Genomic DNA, 22,215 nt, shown 5'->3' on the forward strand with positions numbered 1-22,215 from the left:
GGGTGCGGGCCGATGGGCCCGCACCCCGCTCTTCGTTCATCCGTTCTTCCGCGAGGTTTCACCTCGGGGAACGGCGAAGGACCCGGGCGATCGGGGATCGTCCCGGGTCCTCACGAGTCAATGGAAGACTCCGCTCGACTAGGCGAACTTGGCCTTGTTGGCAAGCTCGGTGTCGCGGTAGTTCTCCTTGGCGGTGTTGACGGCACCACCGACGGCTTCCAGGATCTCGTTCAGCTTCTGGAGGGACTGGGTCCACTCCGCTCGCTTGTTCTGGTAGGCCTCGGCCGCTTCGTCATCCCACTCGAGGAGGTCGAGCTTGTTGCCGAGGTCGGTCAGCGCGTCGTTGATCGCCTGGGAGTCGGCGATGATGCGCTGGCTGGCCTCTTCCATTTCCGCGTAATTAAGCCTGATCACGTCTGGTTCACCTCTTTCCTTGGGTATCGGGGGTAGTTAGAGGAGACCGGCGAACGAGCCGGCGTCGGCCTCGTCGGTCTCGGTGGCGGCGGTACCGCTGGAGTCCAGCATTTCGCCGATGCCCTGAAGGGCTTCCATGAGGTCGGCGGACTCCTGGTTCCAGACGTCCATGACGCCACCGAATGCGGTGGAGCCGGCGCCCCGCCACGACTCGATGAGGCTCTCCACCAGCGACTTGAGGCCGCCGAGGATTCCGTCAACGTCGTTCTTGGTGCTGAACGTGTCCACCGCTGCTTGGTGGACTGTGTCGGCATCCATTTCAGCCATCGATACACCTCCTGATACTTGAACCGGGGGCTGCGGCTCTAGGACCTAGGCCGTCAGGGGTATCCCAGTGAGTTCTTCATCGATTCCGCAGTCACCATAACCCGTCCGTGCAAGCTCACCGGGCTGGCGGTGCGTCTCCGAGTTTACTAGTAGTGACCAAGCCCGTGTATCCCCACTTAGTGCCACCTCGGGCGTACGGGGCAACCAGGGCGACCCCTGGGGTAGTCGGGGCGAAAGGGGCAGCGCGTTGCGGTCGGCGGGGCCGGGGTTGCGGGGTCTCACCACAGGTCGGGCCGTCCGGGGCCGCTCCCTTGTGTCCCGATCTCCCCCGTTCGTGCCATGCCGTGCCGCCAACGGCGTCCGGATTGCGGTGCATCGGTATGCTGGAACGAGCACAGATCGGAGCAGTCGCGTGCCCACCGAACGGCGTGACGTCTCGCGAGGGCCCCGACCATACCCCCTGACGAATCTCAACCCATCGAGGTGATGACGTTGCTTCCCGAGGACATGGGTGGCGGTGCGGTCCAGAACACCGACGGCACCTACACAGTGACCGACTCCAGCGGCACCCGCTTCCAGATGACCGAGGAGTCGTTCGACGACTTCATCTCCGAGATGGGTCTGACGGTCAGCGACCTAGAGTTCTACCGCAGCCAGGTCATGGGCGGCAGCGTGGTGCGCGTGCGCGAGGGCGCCAACCCCGAGTACATGAACTCCGGCACCTTGCGCGACGTCGACACGGTGAACCTTCCGTTCGGCGGCTTCGACGACGCCAAAGAACTTGCAGTGGCCTACAAGACGGTCTTCTACCCGTCCCGGGCGGAGCAGATCGACCGCGTCTCCCACGGCCTCAACACTGGCAAGGTCATCAGCGAAGACATCAAGACCGGCTACCTCCAGTCCGACGGCAACGTCACCGCGAGTGTCACGAGCATCGGATCCGAGTTCGACTCGCGCGGGGGCGGTATCACCGAGTCCGACGTGACCGATGCGCGCAACGACAACAACAACGAGACCGACACGCCGCCGGTCGGGGATGAACCCGCTGGCGACGACGGACCGCCCGAGTTGCTCTGAGTCCAGTCGAGATCACTGACGAACCCCTAGGAAGGAGCTGAGAATGGCCGGCAAGGGCAAGGACTTCTACAAGAGCACTTACACCCACGAGCAGTTGTGGGACATGCTCAACGAAGGTGACGACTGGGCCGTCGAGCAAGGCGGCTCGGTGTGGAGCTCCGCCGCAAGCGGCATGAAGGCCGCCCGGGAGGAGATGGTCGTCCACGTGCAGTCGCTCCGCACGCAGTGGACCGGGAGCGCAGCCGACGAGTTCGAGTACCGCATGAGCGTGGTCGAGGACTACAGCATCGCCTCTGAAGAGGGCATGAAGTCGATGGCCGAGCTGAGGATTCCCCGGCTTGCGCAGCACCTCAAGACCGCTCAGACCGATGCGCAGGGCGCCGACCTCTACCCGAGCTCGACCGAGACCTACGACGACTGGCTCGAGAGCAACAACATCGACAAGACCAAGCCGGAGTACGAGGCCAAGAAGACCCAGTACGAGCGGCAGTACGAGGAGTACGTCGACGGGCGCCATGAGGCGATGGCGAAGATCGTGGCGGACCTCGGCGAGCACTACGCGTTGGCGAAGGAAAAGGACTTCAGCGAGCCCCCGCCCCCGCCCCCGAGCGACATGCCCGGCAACAGCACGTACGAGAAGCCGACCGGCGGCGTGTTCGCCGACGCCGCGCTCTCGAACTCCGACGACGTTCGCGATGCCCCCACCGACTCCACGGGCCTCGACACCGCCGGTGAAGACGGCGGCGTCGGTACTGATGACGACCTCGAACCCGTGGACGGCGGCTGGGACCCCGGCTCGTACGAGGACACCGACGGCCAGCTCGCCGGTGGTCTCGCCGGAGGCAGCGGAGTCCCAACCGGTGGCGGCGGCTACGCGCCCACCATGGGTGGCGGTGGCGGCGCAGGTGGCGGCACCATCGCGGGCGGCGCAGGCCTCTTCGGGCCCGCACGCGGCGCCACTCCGGTCGGCGGCGCGGGGAACACCCCTGGCCGCGGACCCGGCGGCACGCCCCGCGGCACCGGCAGCTCCAGCCCCGCTCGCGCCGGCGCTTCCTCTGGCACGGGCCGATCCGGCTCGGGCACCGGCGGACGCGGCGGCCTGAACAGCGGCAACGGCAACCGCCCCGGCGGCAGCCGGAGCGGCAGCGGCGGGCGCGGCGGCACCCGATCGGGCTACAACGACGATGACGACGAGGACACCTACACCAGGGAGACCTGGCTGCGGGAGGACGACGTCGACTGGAGCCGCAACCGCGTCCGCGAAGAGGAACTCGACGAGGACTGACGGACTGCTCTAGCTACGCGATGTGGGGCGATCGGCTCGACCGATCGCCCCTCTCTCGTGTCCGGGAACGAAAACGAAGGGCCGCAGCCGAATGGCTGCGGCCCTTCGATGTCTAACGCTGGTTCGGGTCTCCCGGACGCCACGGGCTCGGTTCTGACGGGTTTCCGGGCGGGTTGTTGTACCCCTGGGGCGGGCTGCTGAAGCCCTGCGGTCCCGGAGGCGGTCCGCCGTAGCCCTGGCCGCCGCCCATCGGCGGCACGTACTGCTGCTGGGGGGCCTGCTGCTGGTAACCACCTTGAGAAGGGTCCTGGCCCGGGTTGAACCCGGTCTGCTGCGTCTGCGCGGCCTTGCGGCCCCGTCCGCGGAGCACCAGCCAGACCGCGATACCAGCGCCGAGGAGCACGACCGCAGCGGCCACCACGATGATGGCCGAGAGGTTCGACTCCTTGTTGCCTTCAGCGGAGGTCGAGGGGCCTCCTGATGCCGCACCCGGTTCTTCCCCTTCGGCCGCTTCAGAGGAGGGGTCGTCGGGAGTGGCGCCGCTGGCGCCCGCCTCGCCCATCGGGTATCCGAGCGGGTTCTCCTCCACCGCCTCGACATCACCGGAGTTGACCGCCTGCTCGGCGTTGACCAGACCGAAGCCCGTGTCACCGCCCCGGGTGCCGCTGCCGTCCCCGGCGGTCTGAATGAGCCGCTGAATGACATTGCTGGCATCGAGATCAGGATGGGCGGACCAGGTCAGCGCGGCAACGCCGCCGGTGACACCGGCACCCATAGATGTGCCGCCCGTGACCAGGCTGTATTCATCGGAGTCCCCGCCGAGGCTTCCCGTCGACGGCACCGGCACGGTCATCTCATCCGCCGGAGCCGACAGCACGACCTCGGGCCCGGTAGTACTGGTCGCGGATAGGAAGTCACCGTTCTCGTCGGCACCCGTAACCGCAACGACGCCAGGGACAGCGGCGGGAAAGCCGATCTGCTCCCCCGGTTCGTTGCCAGCCGAGGCGACGATGATGGCGCCCTTGTCGATCACGTACTGGAAGGCCGCAAGGTCCTCTTCAAAGGCTTCACCCGTGATGTGCCAGGGAACGACGAGGACATCAGCGCCCTCATCCACTGCGCGTCGAAACGCCCCGTATTCGGCATCTCCAAGCGCGCCACCGAAGTTCGTGCCGCCGCCTTCCAAGCGGACAGGAAGAATCGTGGCTTCGGGGGCGGCTAGAAGAACGCCTGCCGCAACGGCGGTTCCATGCCCATCGGCGTCTGCTCTCCCATCGGCCTCACCTTGCAGGAGCGAGAATCCAGGGAGGATGTCCTTGCCCTCGAAGGCGGGATGGTCGGCGACCCCGGTGTCCATGACAGCGACGGTGACTCCCTCGCCCCGCGAGGTCTCCCAAGCCGCAGGGGCGCCGATGAGCTCCGTGACCCAAGCGTTCTCGTCATAAAAGGTCGTGTCCTGAGCCAGCGCCGTGCCCGGGAGTGCCACGACCGCCGCCGCGGCCGCCAGAGTGGAAAGGCCCGCGCCCATCGCGGTGCGGAGGGCTCGGCGTGGGGATCGGGGTTCGGCGGGGGTTGGCGTGAGAGGTATGGCCATAGGGTTTGGACCCCTTCCGTGTGCCGGTCGTTACAGCGCTGTCCGCTCTGCCCCACAACATACCGGACCTGTTTCCGCCCTGCGAGCCACGGACGATCGCCGCGGGAAGATAACAATTCGATCACGGACGGGACGTTCCGTGCGTCGCCACTATCGGCCGTTTGCCTGGGATTTGTACGCTGTGTGTTGATCGGCACACGAGAGATTGGACCCCCCGTGAGCGCCCCACCGGTCTCGAACCGCCCTGCCCGCCGCTGTTCCCTTGGGGCGCAGCATGACTGATCTTTCGCTCGATCCCGAAGAGCTCAAGCAGGGCGGCGTCTCCATGTTCGCGGCCTCCGACGGGCTGTACGAGGACTTCAAGCAGGTCGCCAGTGAGGGCGGCGCGCTGGCGGGTTCGGTGGACACCGGGGCCTTCAGCGGGGTGGGCGAGGTGGCCCAGGCGGTCGAGCGGTGGGAGGGCGCGATCGTGCCCGGGCTGCGGGGCCGGGTGGAGGAGCTGGGGGCGTTCCTGGCGGTGTACGCGGTGCAGCACGTGGACCTGGACGCGATGACCGCGGAGATGTTCACGCAGTACGCCGACCCCGAGGTGTTCCCGGTCGAGCCGGGTTCGCGCACGACGCCGGCGCCGGAGCTGCCGTGAGCGTCACGTACAGCGCGTTGCGCGACGCCGACTTCGGGCCCCTTGCCGCCGTCGGGGAGCAGTGGCGGGCCCAGGCGGGCCGGCTCGAAGAGCGGGAGTCGGAGCTGGACGACCTGCGGCGCAGGCAGATCGGCGAGGCCCAGTGGACCGGGACGGTGGCCGAGGAGGTGCGGTCGCGGGTGAAGCTCATCGGCGACGACACCGTGGAGCGGGCCGGGGAGTGCCGCCGGATCGCGGCGGCGATCGAGGACGCCGTCGAGGTCTTCAAGGACCGGCAGGAGGAGCTGCTGGAGCTGCTCGCGTCGCTGCCGGAGGGCTTGTCGGTCGACGCCGACGGGGTGGTGACCGGCGAGGCCGCGGACGTGGCGGCGTTCGAGTCGCGGATCGAGGGGATCCTCGAAGCGGTCGGCGAGGCGGACGAGACGCTGCACGCGGCGGTGGCGGCGATCGCGGGGACCGCCGATGCCGGCGAACGCGCGGAGCTGGCGGCCGGGGTGGCGCTGGCCGACGACTTCCAGGACATGCTCGACCGCGGGTCGAGCCCGGCGGCGGTGAACGCGTGGTGGGACGGCCTGTCGCCGTTCGAGCAGCAGGGGCTGCTGGAGTCGCGGCCCGAGCTGCTCGCGCAGGTCGACGGGATCCCCTCGGGGGTCAGGGACTCCGCGAACCGGACCCTGCTCGACGGGGAGCTGCACCGGCGCGAGAGCGAGATCGAGAACGTCGAGGATCGGCTTGCCGTCGATCCGGGAAATCAGGATTTGCAGAAGCGGCTCGAAGGTCTGCGCGGGACCCAGGAGGACCTGACCCGGTTGCGGGACACGGTCAGCGAGCCGTACCAGGTCGGCGCGGGCGGGCCCGCGCTCGACCACTACCTGCTCGGGTACTCCTCGGCGGAGGACGGGCGGGCGATCGTCGCGATCGGGAACCCCGACACCGCCGACAACGTCTCGGTGCTGGTGCCGGGGACCGGGGCCGACCTGGGGAACGTCGGCGGGAGCGTGGACCGGGCCGCTCTCATGGCCGGGGACGCGTACTGGGCCGATCCGAACGCGTCGACCGCGTCGGTGCTGTGGCTCGGGTACGACGCCCCCGACGAGGTGGTGCCGCACGCCATGGACAAGCAGTACGCCGAGGACGCGGCGCAGGACCTCAGCTCGTTCGCAGCGGGCCTGCGGGCGGTCGACGAGGACGGGGAGTCGCACTTGACGGTGACGGGCCACTCCTACGGGTCGACGACCGTGGGCATCGCGGCGCGCGACGCCGGGCTGGACGTGGACGACATGGTGTTCGTCGGCTCCCCCGGGGTCGGCGTGGACTCGGCGTCGGACCTGGGGATCGACCCGGACCGGGTGTGGGCCACCAGGAACGAGGAGGACATCATCGGCTGGGCCCGGGAGGACACGATCGGCTCGATCGTCGGCGGCGGCGCGGGCGGCCTGCTCGGCGGGCCGGTCGGGGGGCTCATCGGCGGCGCGGTCGGGTACTTCACCTCCGACCACGACGACCTGGTCCACGGCACCGACCCGGTCTCGGACGCGTTCGGCGGCCGCACCTTCAAGTCGGACGCCACGCGCGACGCCGACGGGCTCGACGAGCTGTGGAAGGACAACGCCGACAACCACTCCTCCTACTGGGACGGCGACAACGGCCATCCCCGCAACGCCGCCCGCGACAACATGGCCTATATCGTCACCGGTCAGACCAGCGGCGTCCGGTGAGGCCCGGTGCCGCGCTCGCGATCCCCCTACTGCTCGCAGGATGCTCCATGACCGAACCCGAACCGGCGCTGCGCACGCAGGCCGAGGTGTACGCCCCGATGGAGGCCGCCGCGGCCGGGGCGGTCGCGGCGCTGCCGGACTTCCCCGGCTTCGCGTCCCGCACCTGGCACGAGGTGCCGTGCGAACACGCCGACGAGCCCGACCATGTGGGCGTGGAGGTCTCGTACATGTTCGCCGAGCCGCTGTGGGGCGACCCGCTGGTGCGCGAGACGTACGCGGAGGCACTGCGCGGGCGGTGGGAGGCAGACGGCCTCGACGTGCACCGCGACGACGCCGTCGTCCTGGCGAGCGGCCGGACCGACCGGAACGTCGAGGCGCTGACTCCCGATGGCTTCAACCTCTGGTACCGGGTCTCCGGTGTCGTCGGGCTGGTCGTGCAGTCGGGGTGCGTGCGGCGCAGCGAGAAGGACGAGATCGAGTACGTGCCGCCGACCGGCGGGATCGCGCCGGGCGGGCCGGGCGACCTGGTCGGCGGGTACTTCCCCGAGGGGATTCCCAGGGCCGGGTTCGAGGCCGGCGAGGCGGACTACTCGGGCCTGTGAGTCAGTCCCGGCAGGCGATGCCGAGGACGGTGTCGGTGGTGGGGCCGCCCTGCGGGGCGACGCATGCGGGCTCGCCGTCGACGCGTTCGACGCAGCCGCTGGCAAGGGTCAGGGCCGGGGCGTCGCCGCCGGTGTAGGCGAGGGCGATCTCGTCGGACCGCTCGGCGGTGATGCGGCGGACCCCTTCGAGGGTCGCGCCGTCGTAGGTCAGCTCGTAGTCGCCTTCGGCCCAGCGGGTCTGGACGGCGGCCTCGTAGGCGGGGAAGTCTGCGGCGCGCAGCTCGTACGTGAGCGTGTACCGGTAGGTCGCGAGCCCGGCGGGGGTGCGGTAGCCGCATTCGGCGACCTCGACGGTGCGGGCCGCGAACCCCGAGAACGCCGGGAGCGCCCCGGTGGTGTCGGCGGCGGCGTCTTCGAGGCGCTGCCAGGTGCCGGCCTCGGTGTACTCGCCGCGCGGCTCGCCCGGTTCGGCGGCGGCCAGGGACCACTGGCGCACTTCGGTTCCGGCGGCGACGGCCAGGAGCAGCGCGAGGGACCACACGGCGGTCTCAACGCCGGCGATGCGGCTGCGCGGGCGGTCCGGTTCGGCGCCGAGCCAGCCGCGGGCCTTCGCGGTGACGGCGAGGACGGCGCCGATGAACAGGATCGGGGCCGTGGCGGTGAGAAGGCGGAGGCCGACGTTCGCGGCCCCGTCGGTCATGGCCTCGCGCACCGGCATCGCCGCGGGCGTCAAGAGGATCACGACCTGGACGAGGGCGAGCGAGGCGGCGGCGGCGAGGTAGAGGCGGGCGCGGCGGCCGCCTCGGCCGAGCCAGATCGCGGCGAGGACGTTCACCGGGACCGACGGGGCGAGCACCAGCAGGTAGGCGATGCCGCGCTCGGCCAGGCCGTTGTCGACGCCGGGCCACGCGTACGCCTGGACGCCGCGCCAGGACCACAGCCAGACGGCGACGACCGCGATGGCCTCGGCGAGCAGGAGCGCCTGGAGGGCGAGCACGCCGGGCGGCGGCCACGCCGGGCGGCCCCGGGCCGCGAGCGGTGCGGGGGCGGTGCCGGGGGGCGTGAGCAGTGGGTTCACATTCGGGCCCTTGAGGTGCAGTGAGCGCGAGGGTGTTTCGCGCCGGTACGAGCGTAGTACGCCGCAGGGCCGCCCTCCAGTTGCATCTGGAGGGCGGCCCTGCGGGCAGGTGGTGCTTCCTAGGCGCTCGGGGTGCCGTTCGGGGGGAGCAGCGTCGTCTGGATGAGCTGCTCGCCGTCCTTGCGGCGCACCAGGGTGCCGCGGCCCGGGGGCTGCGGGCTGGGGCGGAGCTTCCCGAAGATCGCGCCTTCCTCCCGCTTGCCGCTCATGAGCAGGCCGGGGGATTCGAGCGACTTGATCTGGCCCACGATCGGGTCCATCAGCGACCGGGCCGCACCGGTGGCGCGGCGGGCGATGATGACGTGGAAGCCGATGTCGCGCCCGACCGGGATCAGCTCCTGGATGGCCGTCAGCGGGTTCACGCGCTGGGCGACCATCTCGTAGTCGTCGACGATCAGGTACAGGTCCGGGCCCGTCCACCACGACCGGTCGCGCAGCTGCGCGGGCGTGACGTCGTCCCCGGGCAGCCGCTTCTCGATCGGGCCCTTCAGGTTCTTCACCGAGCCCTCGAAGTGCTTGCCGGACATGGCGTAGTCCAGCAGCGTCGGCTTCTGGATCTCCTCCAGCATGCCGCGCCGGTAGTCGGCCATGATGATCTTCGCCTGGTCGGCGGTGTACGTCGCCTGGATCTGCCGCGCGATGTGCCGCAGCAGGTTCGTCTTGCCCGACTCCGAGTCGCCGAACACCAGCAGGTGCGGCTCGTTCTGGAAGTCGAGGTACACCGGCTTGAGGCCGGCCTCGTTGAGGCCGATCGGGATGCCCGGCTTGGTGCGGTCGACCGCCTTGAGGAAGTCGGCCACGTGCAGCTGCTTGGGCAGCAGGCGCACCGGCGGGCACGGCTGGCCGCGCCACGCCTGCCTGACCTTCTTGACGAAGTCCTCGACGCCGGGCTGGAGGTCGTCCCCGTCCCGGACCGAGTCGACGCGCGGCACCGCGGCGAGGATGTGCAGCTTCGAGAGCGAGAGCCCGCGGCCGGGGCGGTTCTTCGGCACGTTCGCCGCCGCCTTGCGGTCGATCTCGGACTCCATGTTGTCCGAGAGCTTCAGCTCCAGCTTCAGGCCGAACATGTCGCGCATGTTCATGCGGATGTCGCCCCAGCGGGTGCAGGTCACCAGGACGTGGACGCCGTACGCGAGGCCGCGGTTGCCGATGGCGCGGACCTGGTCCACGAACGGCTCGAAGTCCTCGCGCAGCGTCATCCAGTTGTCGATCACCAGGAACACGTCCCCGTAGGGGTCCTCCTGGAACCGGCCCTGCTCCTTCATGCGCCGGTACGAGCCCATGCCGTCGATCTTGTTGACGGTGAAGAACGCCTCGCGCTCGTCCAGGATGGTGCTGACCTCCTGGATCGTGCGCCGCACGCCCTCCTCCTCCTGCCGGCCGAAGACGCCCGCGACGTGCGGGAGGCCTTCGAGGCCGCGCAGGGTGCCGCCGCCGAAGTCGAGGCAGAAGAACTGCACCTCGCGCGGCGTGTGCAGCAGCGACAGCGAGCCGATCATGGACCGCAGCATCGTCGACTTGCCCGACTGGGCCCCGCCGGCGATCGCCGCGGTGCCCTGGGCGCCGGAGAGGTCGACGATGAACGGGCTGCGCCGCTGCTCGAACGGCCGGTCCTCCTCGCCGAGGACGGCGTGGAGCTTCCCGTTGAGTGAGAAGCCCTTCGGGGACAGGCCCCGGACCGGGTCGGCCTCCAGCGGCGGGAGCAGCTGGTCGAGCGTCGGCGGCTCCAGGAGCGGCGGCAGCCACACCTGGTGGGCCGGGCGGCCCATCCCGAGGCAGTTGTTCACCATGACCTCGAGGTCGGAGAGGCTCTCGTTCTCGTCCGCGACCTCGGGCTCGATCACCTCTTCCTCGGGCTCCTCCTCGACCTCGGGCTCCGGGGGGAGCTCGACGAAGCCGGGCAGGAACCGCTGGACCTTGTGCTGGACGGCCGCGATGCGCTCGGCGCGCGAGGCGACCCGCTTCGGCGGCTTGTAGGTCCCGCCGACGTAGGCCGCGCGGAAGCGCACCAGGTCCTGGGTGCCGACCTGGAGGTAGCCGTGGCCGGGGGCCTGCGGCAGCTCGTAGGCGGCGCCCGAACCGATGACGGTGCGCGACTCCTGCGCCGAGAACGTGCGCAGCGCGACCCGGTACGACAGGAACGTGTCCAGGCCCTTCAGCTTGCCCTCTTCGAGCCGCTGCGAGGCGAGCAGCATGTGCACGCCGATCGAGCGGCCGATGCGGCCGATCTGGAGGAACAGGTTGATGAACTCGGGCTTCGCGACGAGCATCTCGGAGAACTCGTCGGCGATGATGAGCAGCGTCGGCATGGGGTCCATCGGCTGCCCGGCCTTGCGGGCCTTCTCGTACTCCCACCGGTTCGTGTAGTTGCCGGTGGCGCGCAGGACCTCCTGGCGGCGCACCAGCTCGCCTTCGAGCGCGTCGGCCATGCGGTCGACCAGCTCGATCTCGTCGGCGAGGTTGGTGATGACCGCGGAGACGTGCGGCAGGTCGTCGAGGGCCGCGAAGGTCGCGCCGCCCTTGAAGTCGACGAGGATGAAGTTGAGTTCCTCCGAGGAGTGCGTGGCGATCAGCGAGCCGATGATGGTGCGGAGCACCTCGGACTTGCCGGAGCCGGTGGCGCCGATGAGCAGCCCGTGCGGGCCCATGCCGCCGACCGCGGACTCCTTGAAGTCGATGTCGACGATGGCGCCGTCCGGGCCGGGCCCGATCGGGACCTTCAGGTAGTCCTTGACGGGCTTCTCGCGCCAGTGCACGGCCGGGTCGAGCGCCGCGGAGTCGTTGAAGCCGAGCATCTCGGCCAGGCTCGACGGGGCGGCCATCGGCGAGGCGTCCTCGTCGCCGGACTCCGTCGCGCCCGAGGCGCCCTTGAGCGTCAGCCGCCACGGCGCCAGCGAGCGCGCGATGCCCTCGGCCTGGTTGTACGACAGCGCGTCGGGCTTGCCGAGCACGCGGCGCCGGCCGGCCTGGTCGGTGTAGATCTCCTCGGCGGTGACGTCGTAGAGCTTGATCTGCGGTCCGGGCTTGCGCGGCAGGTAGCCGGAGAAGTCGAACACGGTCACGCCGGCCATGCCGTCGGCGGCGATGATGCCGGTCGGGTCGACCTCGCCGCCGTCGAGGACGACGACCAGGTGCGCCTGGCCGTCGCCGACCGTCGCGCCGGGCGACCACGCGCCGCGGCTCGACAGCTGCTCGCGCAGCGAGTTCTCCAGCTGGGTGGTGGTGCTGTAGAACATCCGGACCGGCCCGGCCCCGTCCTCGGCGGACGGGTGCTGGAGGTGCGGCAGCCACTTCATCCAGTGCCACTCGGGCATCCGCTCGTTGTCCGCGACGACCGCGATCATCACGTCGTCGGGCGAGTGGAGGACCGCGAGCTGCGTCAGCTGGGCGCGGATGTTGTCCATGACCGTGGACCGGTCGCCGCGCAGCACCAGCCGCGCGGCCTCGGTGTACTTCATCGACCGGGGGATGTCGATGACGTTGGAGTGGGCGGCGACGAAGCGGCGCAGCGCCATCGACGTCATCGGCTCCAGGTCCTCGACCGGCTTGGTCTCCGGCGGCACCAGCTTCATCGTCATGCGCTGCTTGCCGATGCCCACGCGCACGTCGAGCGAGTCGTCGTCCTTCGCGCGGCGCTCCCACATGCGGCGGGAGCCGACCAGGGACCACAGGGCCTTCGGGTCGGGGTGGCGCCACCGGGCCGCGCGCCACTGGCGCTCGGCGCCCTTGCGGGCGCGGCGCCGCACCTGGTTGAGGTAGCGCATGTAGTCGCGCCGGTCGGCGTTGAACTCGGCCTTCTTCTGGGCCCGGTTGCCGCCCAGGTTGGTGGCCATCATGCCGACCATGGAGATGCCCATCATGGCGCCCATGGCGATGCGCATGGTGCTCGACCCGGCGTTCTGGTTGGCGCCGGTGCCGACGCGGGTCATCATCATCATCGCCATGGCGGCGGCGCCGGCGAGCATCGGCAGGATCATCAGATACTGCGAGATGTTCTTCGGCTGCGGGTCAGGCATGTCCGGCGGCGACTCCAGGAGGATGTCGCCGCGGGGTGCCTGCGGTCCGCGCTTGCGGGGCGGCCTGCGGAAGAGTTTGGTCGTCACAGAGGGTCCTTGTACTCACCGGGGGATGCGCCTACCACGGCGACGCTGGTTAGCCGTAACTTGAGCGCTGCCGTATAAAAGATATAAGTGCGCTCTGTCGAGTATCGCACTAACAGGGTAGAACCGCATCGCCACTCGGCCGGTACACCGGTCGTGGCATGCGGGATTTATCCTTTTACAGTCCCCCCGATTCCGACCCGACCCGGAGGTTCGCGCGGTGAGCACCAAGTCGGCCACTCTCTCCAGGGTGACGATCGTCAGTCCACGCACCAGGATCGACCTCGCACTGCCCTCAGACATCCCCCTCTCCGACCTGCTGCCGACGATCCTGCACCAGGCCGGCGAGTACTACATCGACGAGGCGGGAGACAACGGCGGCTGGATCCTCGCCCGGCTCGGCGACGCCCCCCTCGACACCGGCCACTCGTGCTCGCAGCTGGCGATCACCGACGGCGAGATGCTGTACCTCAACCCGGCGGACGCGGCCAAGCCCGAGATCGTGTTCGACGACGTCATCGACGCCGTCGCCACGGCCACCGAGCAGCGCGGCAACCGCTGGGACCACATCGCGACCAAGCGCTTCAGCGTCGGGGTCGGCACCGCCGCCCTCGGCGTCGGCGCCATCGCGATCCTCCTGACCGGCCACCTCGCGAGCGCGATCGTCGGCCTGTCGGTCGCGGCCATTCTCGTGGGCGCCTCGGCGCTGCTGTCGCGGGCCGTGGGCGACTCCCGGGCCGCCACGTACTTCGGCGTCACCGCCGTCCTGTACGCCGGCGTGGGCGGCCTGCTCATCGCCGCGGGCGACCGCAGCCTGTTCGAGCTGGCCGGGCCGCACGTCCTCATCGCGTCCGCCGCAATCCTGCTGTTCAGCGTCCTCGCGATGGTGGCCGTGGGCGACATGGCCTCGGCCCCGGTGTTCATCGTGACGATCCTCGGCTCGGTGGTCCTCGGGATCTCGACCGCGCTGGCCGAGATCATCCCGGGCGGGTCCGCGGCCACGGCCGCAGGGATAGCCGCGCCGCTGGCGCTGGTGATCCTCCCGGCCGCGCCGCGCCTGTCGCTGACGATGGCGATGGTGCCGACCCCGACGCTCCCCACGACCACCGAGGAGCTGAAGGAGGGCGACACCGAGGCCATCGACGGCAAGCGGATCCTGAAGCTCTCCGAGCACGCCGGGAACTACCTGGAGGCGCTGTACTCGTTCGCGGCCGTCACCGGGCTGGTGTCGGCGATCGCGCTGGCGTTCTCGGGCACGGTCCCGGGCCTGATCCTGGCGACGATCCTGTCGCTGGTGCTGCTCAGCCGCGCCCGCACGATCGAGGACCGCCCGGCGCGCATCGTGATGCTCACCGGCGGCATGGGCGGCCTGACGGCGACGCTGGCCGCGATCTTCGTGGCGAGCGAAGGAAACATCCTGGTGCGCCTCACGGTGATCCTGGGCGCGCTGACCCTGCTGACGCTCATCGCGATGGTCTACGGTCTGGCCGTGGCGGGCAAGAAGATCGCCCCCACCTGGGGCCGCTCCCTCGACATCATCGAGGCGCTGCTCATCGTGTCGATCCTCCCGCTGGTCGGCTGGGTCTGCAACCTGTACGACATCGCATTGTCGCTGCGGGGCTAGCCCCGACTCCCCCTTCGATCCGAGAGGCGAATTCCGATGCCCCAGATGCGTTCCCGCCGCGAGCAGGTGGACGCCCACAAGTTCATCACCTCGCGGATGAACCAGGCGCTGGTGCTGGCCAACCCCGACTCGATCGAGCGGCCGCTGCGGCGCATCGGCCTGTCGATCTTCGTGTCGGTGATGGTGCTGGCGCTGGTGTTCGGCGGCTTCGCCATCGCGACGCTGTTCAACAAGGGCAACGCGCTGCCCGAGCCCGGCAACATCATCACCATCAAGGGCTCGAACTCGGTCTACGTGTACACCACGAAGAGCGGCGGCGAGCCGACCCCGGAGGACCCGCTGAAGCTGTGGCCGGTCGCGAACTACACGTCGGCGCTGCTGCTGGTCAAGCCCGGTTCGGAGGGCACGGCGCCGGTGCAGGACCTGAAGCCGTCCTCGATCGCGGGCATCCCCCGCGGGCCCTTCACCATCGGTATCCAGGACGTCCCGACGCAGCCGCCGGACCCCAAGGAGCTGCTCCAGCACGAGAACTGGAACACCTGCTCGATGCCGCGCACCGCCGGCGGCACCGCGAGCTTCATGCTGACGCAGCTGATCCTCAAGGACATGGCCGAGCCCGACGTGTGGCTCGGCGACGACCACTGGCTGCTCGCCAAGACCGCGGTCAAGGAGGACGAGGGCGAGATCCCCGATTACTACCTGCTGTGGAACGGCAAGAAGTACAAGATCGGGACGGACCAGGAATCGGCCCGGGGCCTCATCAACGACCTGGAGCTGAACCTGGACGACGCCATGGCCCTCAACGACAGCATGCTCCAGACGATCACCCCGGGCGCGGACATCGACCCGGTCCCCCAGGAGGGCTTCGGCGAGCCCTCGACCGTGCTGGACGACGAGAACAACCCCATCGCCTACGGCCAGCCCGTCAAGTCCGGGAACAGCCTGTACACGCTGCTCAAGACCCCCGGCGGGGACGAGTTCGCGCAGATCTCGCCGACCATGGAGCTGCTGCTGTCGGCCAAGTACGGGGCGACCGCCGTCGTCGACCCGACCGTGCGCAGCGAGATCGGCTCGGACGCGACCTACCTCCCGAAGGACTACCCCGACGCCAACCTGAGCGGCGAGGTCTGGTCGGTCGACTCCAGCCAGCCGGCCGTGTGCGCGGTCTACGACCCCGACGACCAGGGCACCGAAGAGACCCAGCTCCAGATCGCGATGTACGAGGCGGCCCCGAAGGACCTCACCGACGCGGCGGCGGCGGTGGAGTTCACCGAGGGGGGCGAGATCTTCTCCAACCACGACATCTCGGCGCAGACGGTCCTGCCGGAGGGCACTGCCGCGCTCGCCGACTCCCGCAGCGCCCAGGGAGCGACGATCGAGGGCTTCACGTACCTGATCAGCGACCAGGGCGTGCGGCACGGCCTGGTCGACGTGGGCATCACCGACTCGACCCAGCAGCTGCTCGGGTACGCCGACGTCAAGCCGATCTCGGTGCCCGATGAGATGATCGGGCTCATCCCGCCGGGCAACTCGCTCGATCCGAGCGAGGCCCGGAAGCAGATGTTCATCGACGCCGACGACGCACCGGTGTTCGAGACGGAGGAGTCCTCGGCCGAGGCCGGGGGCTGACGTTCAGTGACGCCTGAGGCCGCCGGGGACTTCCCAGTCCCCGGCGGCTTTGGCGTTTTCTGGGGATTCAGGGATGGTGCACCCGTGTTAGCCTGGCGCGACACACACCCGACAAAACGAGGAAGCGTCATGGCCTACCCGCCGCAGCAGCCGGGGTTCGACCCCAATCAGCAACCGCCCTACGGGCAGCAGCCGGGTTACGGCCAGCAGCCTCAACAGCCCGGCTACGGGCAGCAGCCCGGGTACGGCCAGCAACCCGGATACGGGGCCCAGCCGCAGCAGCCGGGTTACGGCGCCCAGCCCCAGCAGCCCGGGTACGGGCAGCAGCCGGGCTTCGGCCAGCATCCCGGGTACGGGGCCCAGCCCGGCTACGGCGCGCCCGGCGCCCTGCCGCCGGCCCCGAAGTCGAAGACCCCGCTGATCCTCGGCATCGGCGGCGGCGTGGTCGTTCTGGTCATCGCGATCGTCCTGCTCGTGCTCCAGCCGTGGGGCGGCGGGCCGGGCGCCGGGGACTCCCCGAAGCAGGTCGTGGACGGCTACATGGGCACCACGATCGACTCGCTGAACTCGGGCGGCTTCACCGACCTGGAGGGCATGGTCTCGGACATCCGTCCGTACATGTGCAAGGAGTACCAGGACGACATCGACGAGGGCATCCAGGACACCACCTCGGGCGACATGGCCGAGTACCAGGAGATGTTCGAGGGCGCCTCGTTCGACGTCTCGTACACCACCGGCGAGGAGACCATCGACGGCGACACCGCCACGGTCCCGGCGACGATCAGTGGCAGCGCCACCATGGGCGGCGAGTCGGTCCCGATGGACCAGGAGCTGACCGTGGAGCTCGTCAAGGAGGACGGCGTCTGGAAGATCTGCGGCGGCGGCCTCTTCTAGACCTGAAACGTCAAGGGCCCCGGCGGAGACCGCCGGGGCCCTGCTCCGTGTCCGGGTCAGACGAGCGCGTTCAGCAGGGGGAAGTAGCCGTCGCGCTGGCCGGCGGTGTTGGGGTGGTAGGACTCCCCGATCGGGTAGGAGACGCCGTTGACCCACTCGGTGTCGTCGCAGACCGCGTGGTCGTCGAAGGCGTCGCGCACGTCGACGTACTCGAAGCCGTGGCCGGCGGCGGCCTGGCCGATGGTGGTGGCGAGGAGGTCGGCGGCGGCGTTGAGCTGGGACTGCTCGCCGGGGCTGATGCGGGCGATGGCGTTGCACTGCTCGCCGTTGAACAGCCGCGGGTAGCCCAGGACGATCACCTCGGCGTTGGGCGCGGCCGACTCGATGGCGTCGTAGACGGCGTGGAGCTTGGCGGGCAGCTGGTTCTTGATGTACGCCTCGGCCGCGTCGATCTGCGCGTCGCAGGTCCACGGGTACGGGTAGGCGCACCGCTGCACGACCCCGGCCCAGCCGGTGTCGTTGCCGCCCACGGTGATCGTCACCAGGTCGGTGGACGCCGAGAGCGCGCCGAGCTGGTTGTTCAGCACGTCGCCGGTCTTCGCGCCCGAGCAGGCGGCGAATTCGAGGTCGGCGCCGAGCTCGTCGGCGATCAGTGACGGGTAGGCGGCCTCGGAGCGGGAGCATCCGCTGCCGTCGTCGATGTACGCGCGGGTGCCGACCCCGGAGGCGTAGGAGTCGCCGAGGGCGACGTACTCGATGGTCTGGGCTTGGGCGGCACCGCTGGTCAGCGCGAGGACCGACACGACGGCGGCGGTGAGCGCCGCCGCCATTGTGGAGATTCTCCGGGGGTAGGACATTTTGGGCTCCGTCTCGAATTTTGTCCGGACTCGGGAGCCTTATTTATAACGGTTGCACAACGCGCAGTCCACCAACGGAATGTGCCAAGTCAGAAAATTTACGCCGGTCTATAGTCCCTGGGCGGCAGGGGTTTTCAGAGCCCCTCGGGCAGATCGAGGCGGTCCAGCGGCTGCGGCTCGTCGGGGGTCTCGGCGTGCAGCCGGTCTGATTCATCCTCTTTGGAGTCCTCGGGTTCGGCCAGGAGCCGCCGGACCTCGGCTTCGAGGTGGGCCTGGACGAGCAGGTCGAAGCGCTCGCCGTCCTCGGCGGCCAGCGCCTCGACGAACGCGACGTGCTCGGGGACGAGGTCGCGGTGGACCTCGAAGTGCTCGAACATCGAGAAGGTGCACAGGCGGGTCTCGATGAGGAGGGTGCCGAGCATGCGGGCGAGGCGCAGGGACCCGCCCCAGACGGCGAGGACGCGGTGGAAGTCGAGGTAGGCGTCGCCGAGGGCGCGGGCGTCGTCCTTCTTGAGGGCGCGCTGCATGCGCTTGACCTCGGCGCCGAGTTCGGCGAGGACGGTGCGGCGCTCGGCGGGGGGCAGGGTGAGGATGCGGCGGCCGAGCTCGGGTTCGATGCGGGCGCGGAGCCAGTGGATGTCGCGGACGTCCTCAATGGTCATTGTCCGCACGGCGAGGCCGCGGCGGCGCGGGATGACGAGGAGGCCCTCCGCGGTGAGGCGCTGCATGGCCTCGCGGAGGGGGCCGCGGCTGACGCCGAGCTGGTAGGCGAGTTCGGCCTCGCCGAGGACGGTGCCGGGCGGGAGCGAGCCGTCGACGACCGCTTCGCGGAGGCGCTCGGCGATGAGGTCCACCGTCGAGGCGCGGCGCACGGGGGCGAGTCGCCCCACTTGGCGGTTGCCTTCGAGCCCGCTCAGTCCGCTGCTGCGAGTCGCCACGTCGTCCCGTTCTCCCTCTGTCGCTTCTGGGCAGCATCTTACTGCCGACCCGTACATCACGTTCGATGTCGGGACCCGGTTGCGCCCGGGGACGGGCGCTCTCGCGGAGCGGTCCGGGCGGCTTGCGCTATCGTTACCGAACGTCGATAATCTGATTGTCGACAAACTTACAATAGAACGTTAGGGTCGGCAAGACACCCGAGCCCGACTCAGGAGGCGACCAACGTGTCGAACGAACTGCATCTCAACCGCCGCCATCTGCTCCTCGGCGGCTCAGCGGGGGCCGCGGCCCTCGCGCTCGGAGCCTGCTCGCGGACCGACGGCGGCGGTGGCGGGGGCCTGCTCAAGGAGGCCCGGGACGGCGGCACGATCCGCGTCGCCTACGCCGACGAGGCCCCCTACGCCTACACCGGCGACGACGGCGCCGTCACCGGCCAGTCGGTGGACACCCAGGTCCACCTGCTCGAACAGCTCGGCGTCAAGGCCGACCAGATCGAGTGGAAGCTCACCGAGTGGGACTCGCTCATCACCGGCCTGGGCACCAACCACGACATGGTCGTCGCGGGCATGTACGTCACGCCCGAGCGCTGCGAGGCCGTGGCCTTCGCGAACCCCGACTACGTCATGCCCGACGCGCTCATGACCCTCGCCGGCAACCCCGGCGGGTACACCGACTTCAACACGATGGCCGAGACCGACGCGGTCGTCGGCGTCATGAACGGCACCAGCGAGCACGAGATCGCCGACCGGATCTACGGGGAGGACCGCATCAACGTGCAGGCCAACCTCGACTCGCTCATCCTCGAACTCAAGGCCGGGCGCTGCGACGCGATCGCGCTCACCAGCGCGAACCTGCGCCTCGCGGCCGACGCCGACCCCGAAGTCGAGGTCACCGACGGGTTCTGGCTGGTCGACCCCGACACCGGCGAGGACATCATCGGCGCCGGCGCGGCCGTGTTCCAGCCCGGCGACACCGACTTCCGCGACGCGCTCAACGGGGAGCTCGACAAGCTGCTCGCCGACACCGCGACGTGGGAGGAGCTGACGGGCCCGTACGGGTTCACCGTGGAGGAGAACCTCCCCGACGGCCTCACGGCCGAGGACCTCTGCCCGGACACCTACCGGTAGGAGGCCGGCATGGACTTGCAGGCGGTCATCGAATCACTCCCCCGATACGGCGAACCGCTCCTGGTCACGATCGGGGTCACCGTCGCCTCGGCGGCGCTGGCGCTCGTCCTGGCGTTCGCGCTGGGGCTCATGACGGGCTCGCGGCTCCTGGCCGTGCGCACCCCGGCCCGGGTGTTCGTGGAGTTCTTCCGCGGCTCCTCGGTGGTGGTGCAGCTGTTCTGGTTCGCGTTCGCGATGCCGGTGGTGCTGGGCGTCCAGTTCGACTACCTCATCGTCGCCGGGATCATCGCCCTCGGCTGCAACTACGGCGCGTACTCCTCGGAGGTCGTGCGCGGCGCGATCGCGGCCGTCCCGAAGGGGCAGCTGGAGGCCGCGACCGCTCTGAACCTCACCCCGCTCCAGAAGATGCGCTTCGTGGTGCTCCCCCAGGCGTGGCCCGAGATGATCCCCTCGCTGTGCGCGTTCGCGATCATGCTGCTCAAGGCCTCGGCCCTGGTGTCGGTCATCGGCATCCTCGACATCACCTGGCTGGCCGGGCTCCTCGGCAAGCAGCCGGGGCAGGACCGGCTGCTGCACTACGCGGTCGTCCTGGTGATCTACTTCGTCCTCGCCTGGCTCATCTGGACCGGCATGCGCGCCCTTGAACGCCGGGCCAAGCGCGGCCTCGGGATCGACGCGAAGCCCGCGGCGGGCCGGCTGGCCCCCGACGTGGCCACTGGAGGTGTCCGCTGATGCAGACCGGTTGGAGCAACGAGACCCTCCGGGAGATCTTCCCGGCCGTGTGGGACGGCTTCCTGACAGTCCTCCAGGTCACCCTCGTGGCCGGGGTCGTCGCAGTCGTCCTGGGCCTGCTCGTCGCGGTCGGCGAGCGGGGCGGCCCGGTGTGGATGCGCCGGCCCCTGGGCCTGGTCTTCCAGTTCATCCGCAACACCCCCCTGCTGGTGCAGGTGCTCATCGTCTGGACGGCGACGAGCCTCTACATCAACCCCGACTGGAGCGCCTTCGCCGTCGGCTCGGCGGTGCTGGGCGTCCACTACGCGTCCTACACCTCGGAGTCCTACCGAGCCGGGATCGAAGCGGTCCCCAAGGGCCAGTGGGAGGCCGCGACCGCGCTCAACCTCCCGTCCCACCGGGTCTGGAGCGCGATCGTCCTCCCCCAGATGTTCCGCCGCTCGGCCGCGGCCGTCGGCAACTGGATCATCGCCATGTTCAAAGAGGTCCCGACCCTGTTCGTCATCGGCGTCATGGAGATGATCGCCCAGGCCAGGGCCTTCCAGGGCCAGCACTACACCGGCGCGGTCGAGGGCTACACCCTCGCCGGGCTGCTGTTCCTCGCCGCCTCGTACCCGGTCGCGGTCGCGATGCGCAGATTGGAGAACCGCCTTGCCAAGTCCAATTACTGAGCCCATCATCGAGTTCGACCGCGTGCGCAAGACGTTCGGCGACCTGACGGTCCTCGACGAGCTGAGCTTCCGCGTCGACCCCGGCGAGCGCGTGACGCTCATCGGGCCCTCCGGTTCGGGCAAGACCACGATCCTGCGGCTGCTCATGACCCTGGAGAAGGTGACGCCGAAAGCCGACCCCGAACGGGACGGCGGCGTCGTCTGGGTCGAGGGGAAGCCCTACTCCCACATGGAGAAGAAGGGCCGCCTCGTCCCCGCGAGCGAGAAGTGGCTGCGGCAGCGGCGCACCAAGGTCGGCATGGTCTTCCAGCAGTTCAACCTGTTCCCGAACATGCGGGTCCTGCGCAACGTCACCGAGGCCCAGGTCCACGTCGCCGGCCGCTCCAAGGAGGAGGCCGAGGCGAAGGCCCTGGACCTGCTCGACCTCGTCGGCCTGGCCGACAAGACCGGCGAGTTCCCCTCGCACCTGTCCGGCGGCCAGCAGCAGCGCGTGGCGATCGCCCGCGCGCTGGCGATGGACCCGGACATCCTCCTGCTCGACGAGGTCACCAGCGCCCTCGACCCCGAGCTCGTCGCCGACGTGCTCGCGGTCCTGCGCGACGTCGCCGACACCACCAGCATCACGATGCTGTGCGTGACCCACGAGATGGGCTTCGCGCGCGACGTCTCCGACCGCGTGATGATGTTCGACGGCGGCCGGATCGTCGAGCAGGGACCGCCCGAGGCGATGTTCTCCGAGCCGCAAGAAGCGCGCACTCAGGACTTCCTTAGGGCCGTTCTGGCAGATTGATCTCCCCGCTCCTCGTAAGGGAACGGCCCCGCCCGAGGGCCGCCGCATAGCGGC

The 22,215-nt window shown here is 69.8% G+C and carries 19 protein-coding genes; 12 read left to right on the forward strand and 7 right to left on the reverse strand.

Features of this window, described 5'->3' with window-relative positions:
- Window positions 1-138 precede the first annotated feature (138 nt).
- Entirely contained in the window at window positions 139-414 is a 276-nt protein-coding gene (locus DI269_RS02970) for a WXG100 family type VII secretion target (RefSeq protein WP_269814129.1), read from the reverse strand.
- 36 nt (window positions 415-450) lie between these two features.
- Window positions 451-741: a WXG100 family type VII secretion target gene (locus tag DI269_RS02975; RefSeq protein ID WP_112133644.1), complete on the reverse strand. Its 291-nt coding sequence runs from the start codon at window positions 739-741 to the stop codon at window positions 451-453.
- Between the two features lie 486 nt (window positions 742-1,227).
- Here DI269_RS02975 and DI269_RS02980 point away from each other — a divergent pair, with 486 nt between their 5' ends.
- Both DI269_RS02980 and DI269_RS02985 read left to right on the forward strand, forming a co-directional pair.
- Complete coding sequence (locus DI269_RS02980; RefSeq protein ID WP_112133645.1) at window positions 1,228-1,818, forward strand: hypothetical protein; 591 nt, start codon at window positions 1,228-1,230, stop codon at window positions 1,816-1,818.
- A 43-nt stretch (window positions 1,819-1,861) separates the two neighbouring features.
- Complete coding sequence (locus DI269_RS02985) at window positions 1,862-3,103, forward strand: hypothetical protein (protein WP_112133646.1); 1,242 nt, start codon at window positions 1,862-1,864, stop codon at window positions 3,101-3,103.
- 112 nt (window positions 3,104-3,215) lie between these two features.
- Here the strand turns inward: DI269_RS02985 and DI269_RS02990 are convergent, their stop codons facing one another.
- Window positions 3,216-4,697, reverse strand: a complete 1,482-nt coding sequence (locus DI269_RS02990) for a S8 family serine peptidase (protein WP_112133647.1) — start codon at window positions 4,695-4,697, stop codon at window positions 3,216-3,218.
- Between the two features lie 274 nt (window positions 4,698-4,971).
- Between DI269_RS02990 and DI269_RS02995 the strand changes: the two genes are divergently transcribed.
- The 3 genes from DI269_RS02995 to DI269_RS03005 are packed head-to-tail and all read left to right on the forward strand — an operon-like array spanning window position 4,972 to window position 7,660.
- Window positions 4,972-5,340, forward strand: coding sequence for a hypothetical protein (locus DI269_RS02995; protein ID WP_157974730.1), 369 nt, complete (start codon window positions 4,972-4,974; stop codon window positions 5,338-5,340).
- On the forward strand, window positions 5,337-7,058 hold the full coding sequence (locus tag DI269_RS03000) for an alpha/beta hydrolase (protein ID WP_112133649.1): 1,722 nt from the start codon (window positions 5,337-5,339) through the stop codon (window positions 7,056-7,058). The genes DI269_RS02995 and DI269_RS03000 overlap by 4 nt, the downstream gene beginning before the upstream one ends.
- A gap of 47 nt (window positions 7,059-7,105) precedes the next feature.
- The gene (locus tag DI269_RS03005) at window positions 7,106-7,660 is read left to right on the forward strand and encodes a hypothetical protein (RefSeq protein WP_112133650.1); all 555 of its coding nucleotides are present in this window, start codon (window positions 7,106-7,108) and stop codon (window positions 7,658-7,660) included.
- 1 nt (window position 7,661) lies between these two features.
- On the opposite strand, the gene DI269_RS03010 is transcribed toward DI269_RS03005, so the two are convergent.
- Window positions 7,662-8,738 carry a hypothetical protein gene (locus DI269_RS03010; protein WP_112133651.1) on the reverse strand — a complete coding sequence of 359 codons (1,077 nt, stop codon included), beginning with the start codon at window positions 8,736-8,738 and terminating at the stop codon, window positions 7,662-7,664.
- A gap of 119 nt (window positions 8,739-8,857) precedes the next feature.
- Complete coding sequence (gene eccCa, locus DI269_RS03015; protein WP_112133652.1) at window positions 8,858-12,901, reverse strand: type VII secretion protein EccCa; 4,044 nt, start codon at window positions 12,899-12,901, stop codon at window positions 8,858-8,860.
- Between the two features lie 217 nt (window positions 12,902-13,118).
- On the opposite strand from eccCa, the gene eccD reads away from it, so the two are divergent.
- The 3 genes from eccD (at window position 13,119) to DI269_RS27570 (ending at window position 17,045) form a co-directional block, all read left to right on the forward strand.
- Window positions 13,119-14,522 carry a type VII secretion integral membrane protein EccD gene (gene eccD, locus DI269_RS03020; protein ID WP_157974731.1) on the forward strand — a complete coding sequence of 468 codons (1,404 nt, stop codon included), beginning with the start codon at window positions 13,119-13,121 and terminating at the stop codon, window positions 14,520-14,522.
- A 36-nt stretch (window positions 14,523-14,558) separates the two neighbouring features.
- Window positions 14,559-16,151: a type VII secretion protein EccB gene (gene eccB, locus DI269_RS03025; RefSeq protein ID WP_112133654.1), complete on the forward strand. Its 1,593-nt coding sequence runs from the start codon at window positions 14,559-14,561 to the stop codon at window positions 16,149-16,151.
- Window positions 16,152-16,280: 129 nt separating this feature from the next.
- Window positions 16,281-17,045 (forward strand): nuclear transport factor 2 family protein, encoded by a 765-nt coding sequence (locus DI269_RS27570; RefSeq protein ID WP_198667099.1) that lies wholly within the window; start codon window positions 16,281-16,283, stop codon window positions 17,043-17,045.
- A gap of 56 nt (window positions 17,046-17,101) precedes the next feature.
- On the opposite strand, the gene DI269_RS03035 is transcribed toward DI269_RS27570, so the two are convergent.
- Together DI269_RS03035 and DI269_RS03040 are read right to left on the reverse strand one after the other, a co-directional pair.
- Entirely contained in the window at window positions 17,102-17,875 is a 774-nt protein-coding gene (locus DI269_RS03035; RefSeq protein WP_198667100.1) for an SGNH/GDSL hydrolase family protein, read from the reverse strand.
- Between the two features lie 161 nt (window positions 17,876-18,036).
- Window positions 18,037-18,840 (reverse strand): GntR family transcriptional regulator, encoded by an 804-nt coding sequence (locus DI269_RS03040; RefSeq protein WP_198667101.1) that lies wholly within the window; start codon window positions 18,838-18,840, stop codon window positions 18,037-18,039.
- Between the two features lie 225 nt (window positions 18,841-19,065).
- Here DI269_RS03040 and DI269_RS03045 point away from each other — a divergent pair, with 225 nt between their 5' ends.
- The 4 genes from DI269_RS03045 to ehuA are packed head-to-tail and all read left to right on the forward strand — an operon-like array spanning window position 19,066 to window position 22,161.
- The gene (locus tag DI269_RS03045; RefSeq protein ID WP_112133657.1) at window positions 19,066-19,968 is read left to right on the forward strand and encodes a transporter substrate-binding domain-containing protein; all 903 of its coding nucleotides are present in this window, start codon (window positions 19,066-19,068) and stop codon (window positions 19,966-19,968) included.
- A 9-nt stretch (window positions 19,969-19,977) separates the two neighbouring features.
- Window positions 19,978-20,700 (forward strand): ectoine/hydroxyectoine ABC transporter permease subunit EhuC, encoded by a 723-nt coding sequence (ehuC, locus tag DI269_RS03050; protein ID WP_112133658.1) that lies wholly within the window; start codon window positions 19,978-19,980, stop codon window positions 20,698-20,700.
- Window positions 20,700-21,371, forward strand: coding sequence for an amino acid ABC transporter permease (locus DI269_RS03055; protein WP_112133659.1), 672 nt, complete (start codon window positions 20,700-20,702; stop codon window positions 21,369-21,371). Before ehuC ends, DI269_RS03055 begins: the two co-directional genes overlap by 1 nt.
- A complete protein-coding gene (gene ehuA, locus DI269_RS03060) occupies window positions 21,352-22,161 on the forward strand; it encodes an ectoine/hydroxyectoine ABC transporter ATP-binding protein EhuA (RefSeq protein ID WP_269814131.1) in 810 nt (269 codons plus the stop codon). The genes DI269_RS03055 and ehuA overlap by 20 nt, the downstream gene beginning before the upstream one ends.
- Window positions 22,162-22,215: the final 54 nt, after the last annotated feature.

Origin of the sequence: Glycomyces dulcitolivorans (genome assembly GCF_003265355.1) — a bacterium.
In the GTDB taxonomy this organism is placed as follows: Bacteria; Actinomycetota; Actinomycetes; order Mycobacteriales; family Micromonosporaceae; genus Glycomyces; species Glycomyces dulcitolivorans.

Bases quoted from the DNA above. Each gene is read 5' to 3' on its own strand.
- DI269_RS03035 (WP_198667100.1), bottom strand. From the start codon at position 17,875: ATGGCGGCGGCGCTCACCGCCGCCGTCGTGTCGGTCCTCGCGCTGACC.
- ehuC (WP_112133658.1), top strand. From the start codon at position 19,978: ATGGACTTGCAGGCGGTCATCGAATCACTCCCCCGATACGGCGAACCG.
- DI269_RS02990 (WP_112133647.1), bottom strand. From the start codon at position 4,697: ATGGCCATACCTCTCACGCCAACCCCCGCCGAACCCCGATCCCCACGC.
- DI269_RS03055 (WP_112133659.1), top strand. From the start codon at position 20,700: ATGCAGACCGGTTGGAGCAACGAGACCCTCCGGGAGATCTTCCCGGCC.
- DI269_RS02985 (WP_112133646.1), top strand. From the start codon at position 1,862: ATGGCCGGCAAGGGCAAGGACTTCTACAAGAGCACTTACACCCACGAG.
- DI269_RS02975 (WP_112133644.1), bottom strand. From the start codon at position 741: ATGGCTGAAATGGATGCCGACACAGTCCACCAAGCAGCGGTGGACACG.
- DI269_RS03005 (WP_112133650.1), top strand. From the start codon at position 7,106: ATGACCGAACCCGAACCGGCGCTGCGCACGCAGGCCGAGGTGTACGCC.
- DI269_RS02980 (WP_112133645.1), top strand. From the start codon at position 1,228: ATGACGTTGCTTCCCGAGGACATGGGTGGCGGTGCGGTCCAGAACACC.
- eccB (WP_112133654.1), top strand. From the start codon at position 14,559: ATGCCCCAGATGCGTTCCCGCCGCGAGCAGGTGGACGCCCACAAGTTC.
- DI269_RS02995 (WP_157974730.1), top strand. From the start codon at position 4,972: ATGACTGATCTTTCGCTCGATCCCGAAGAGCTCAAGCAGGGCGGCGTC.
- DI269_RS27570 (WP_198667099.1), top strand. From the start codon at position 16,281: ATGGCCTACCCGCCGCAGCAGCCGGGGTTCGACCCCAATCAGCAACCG.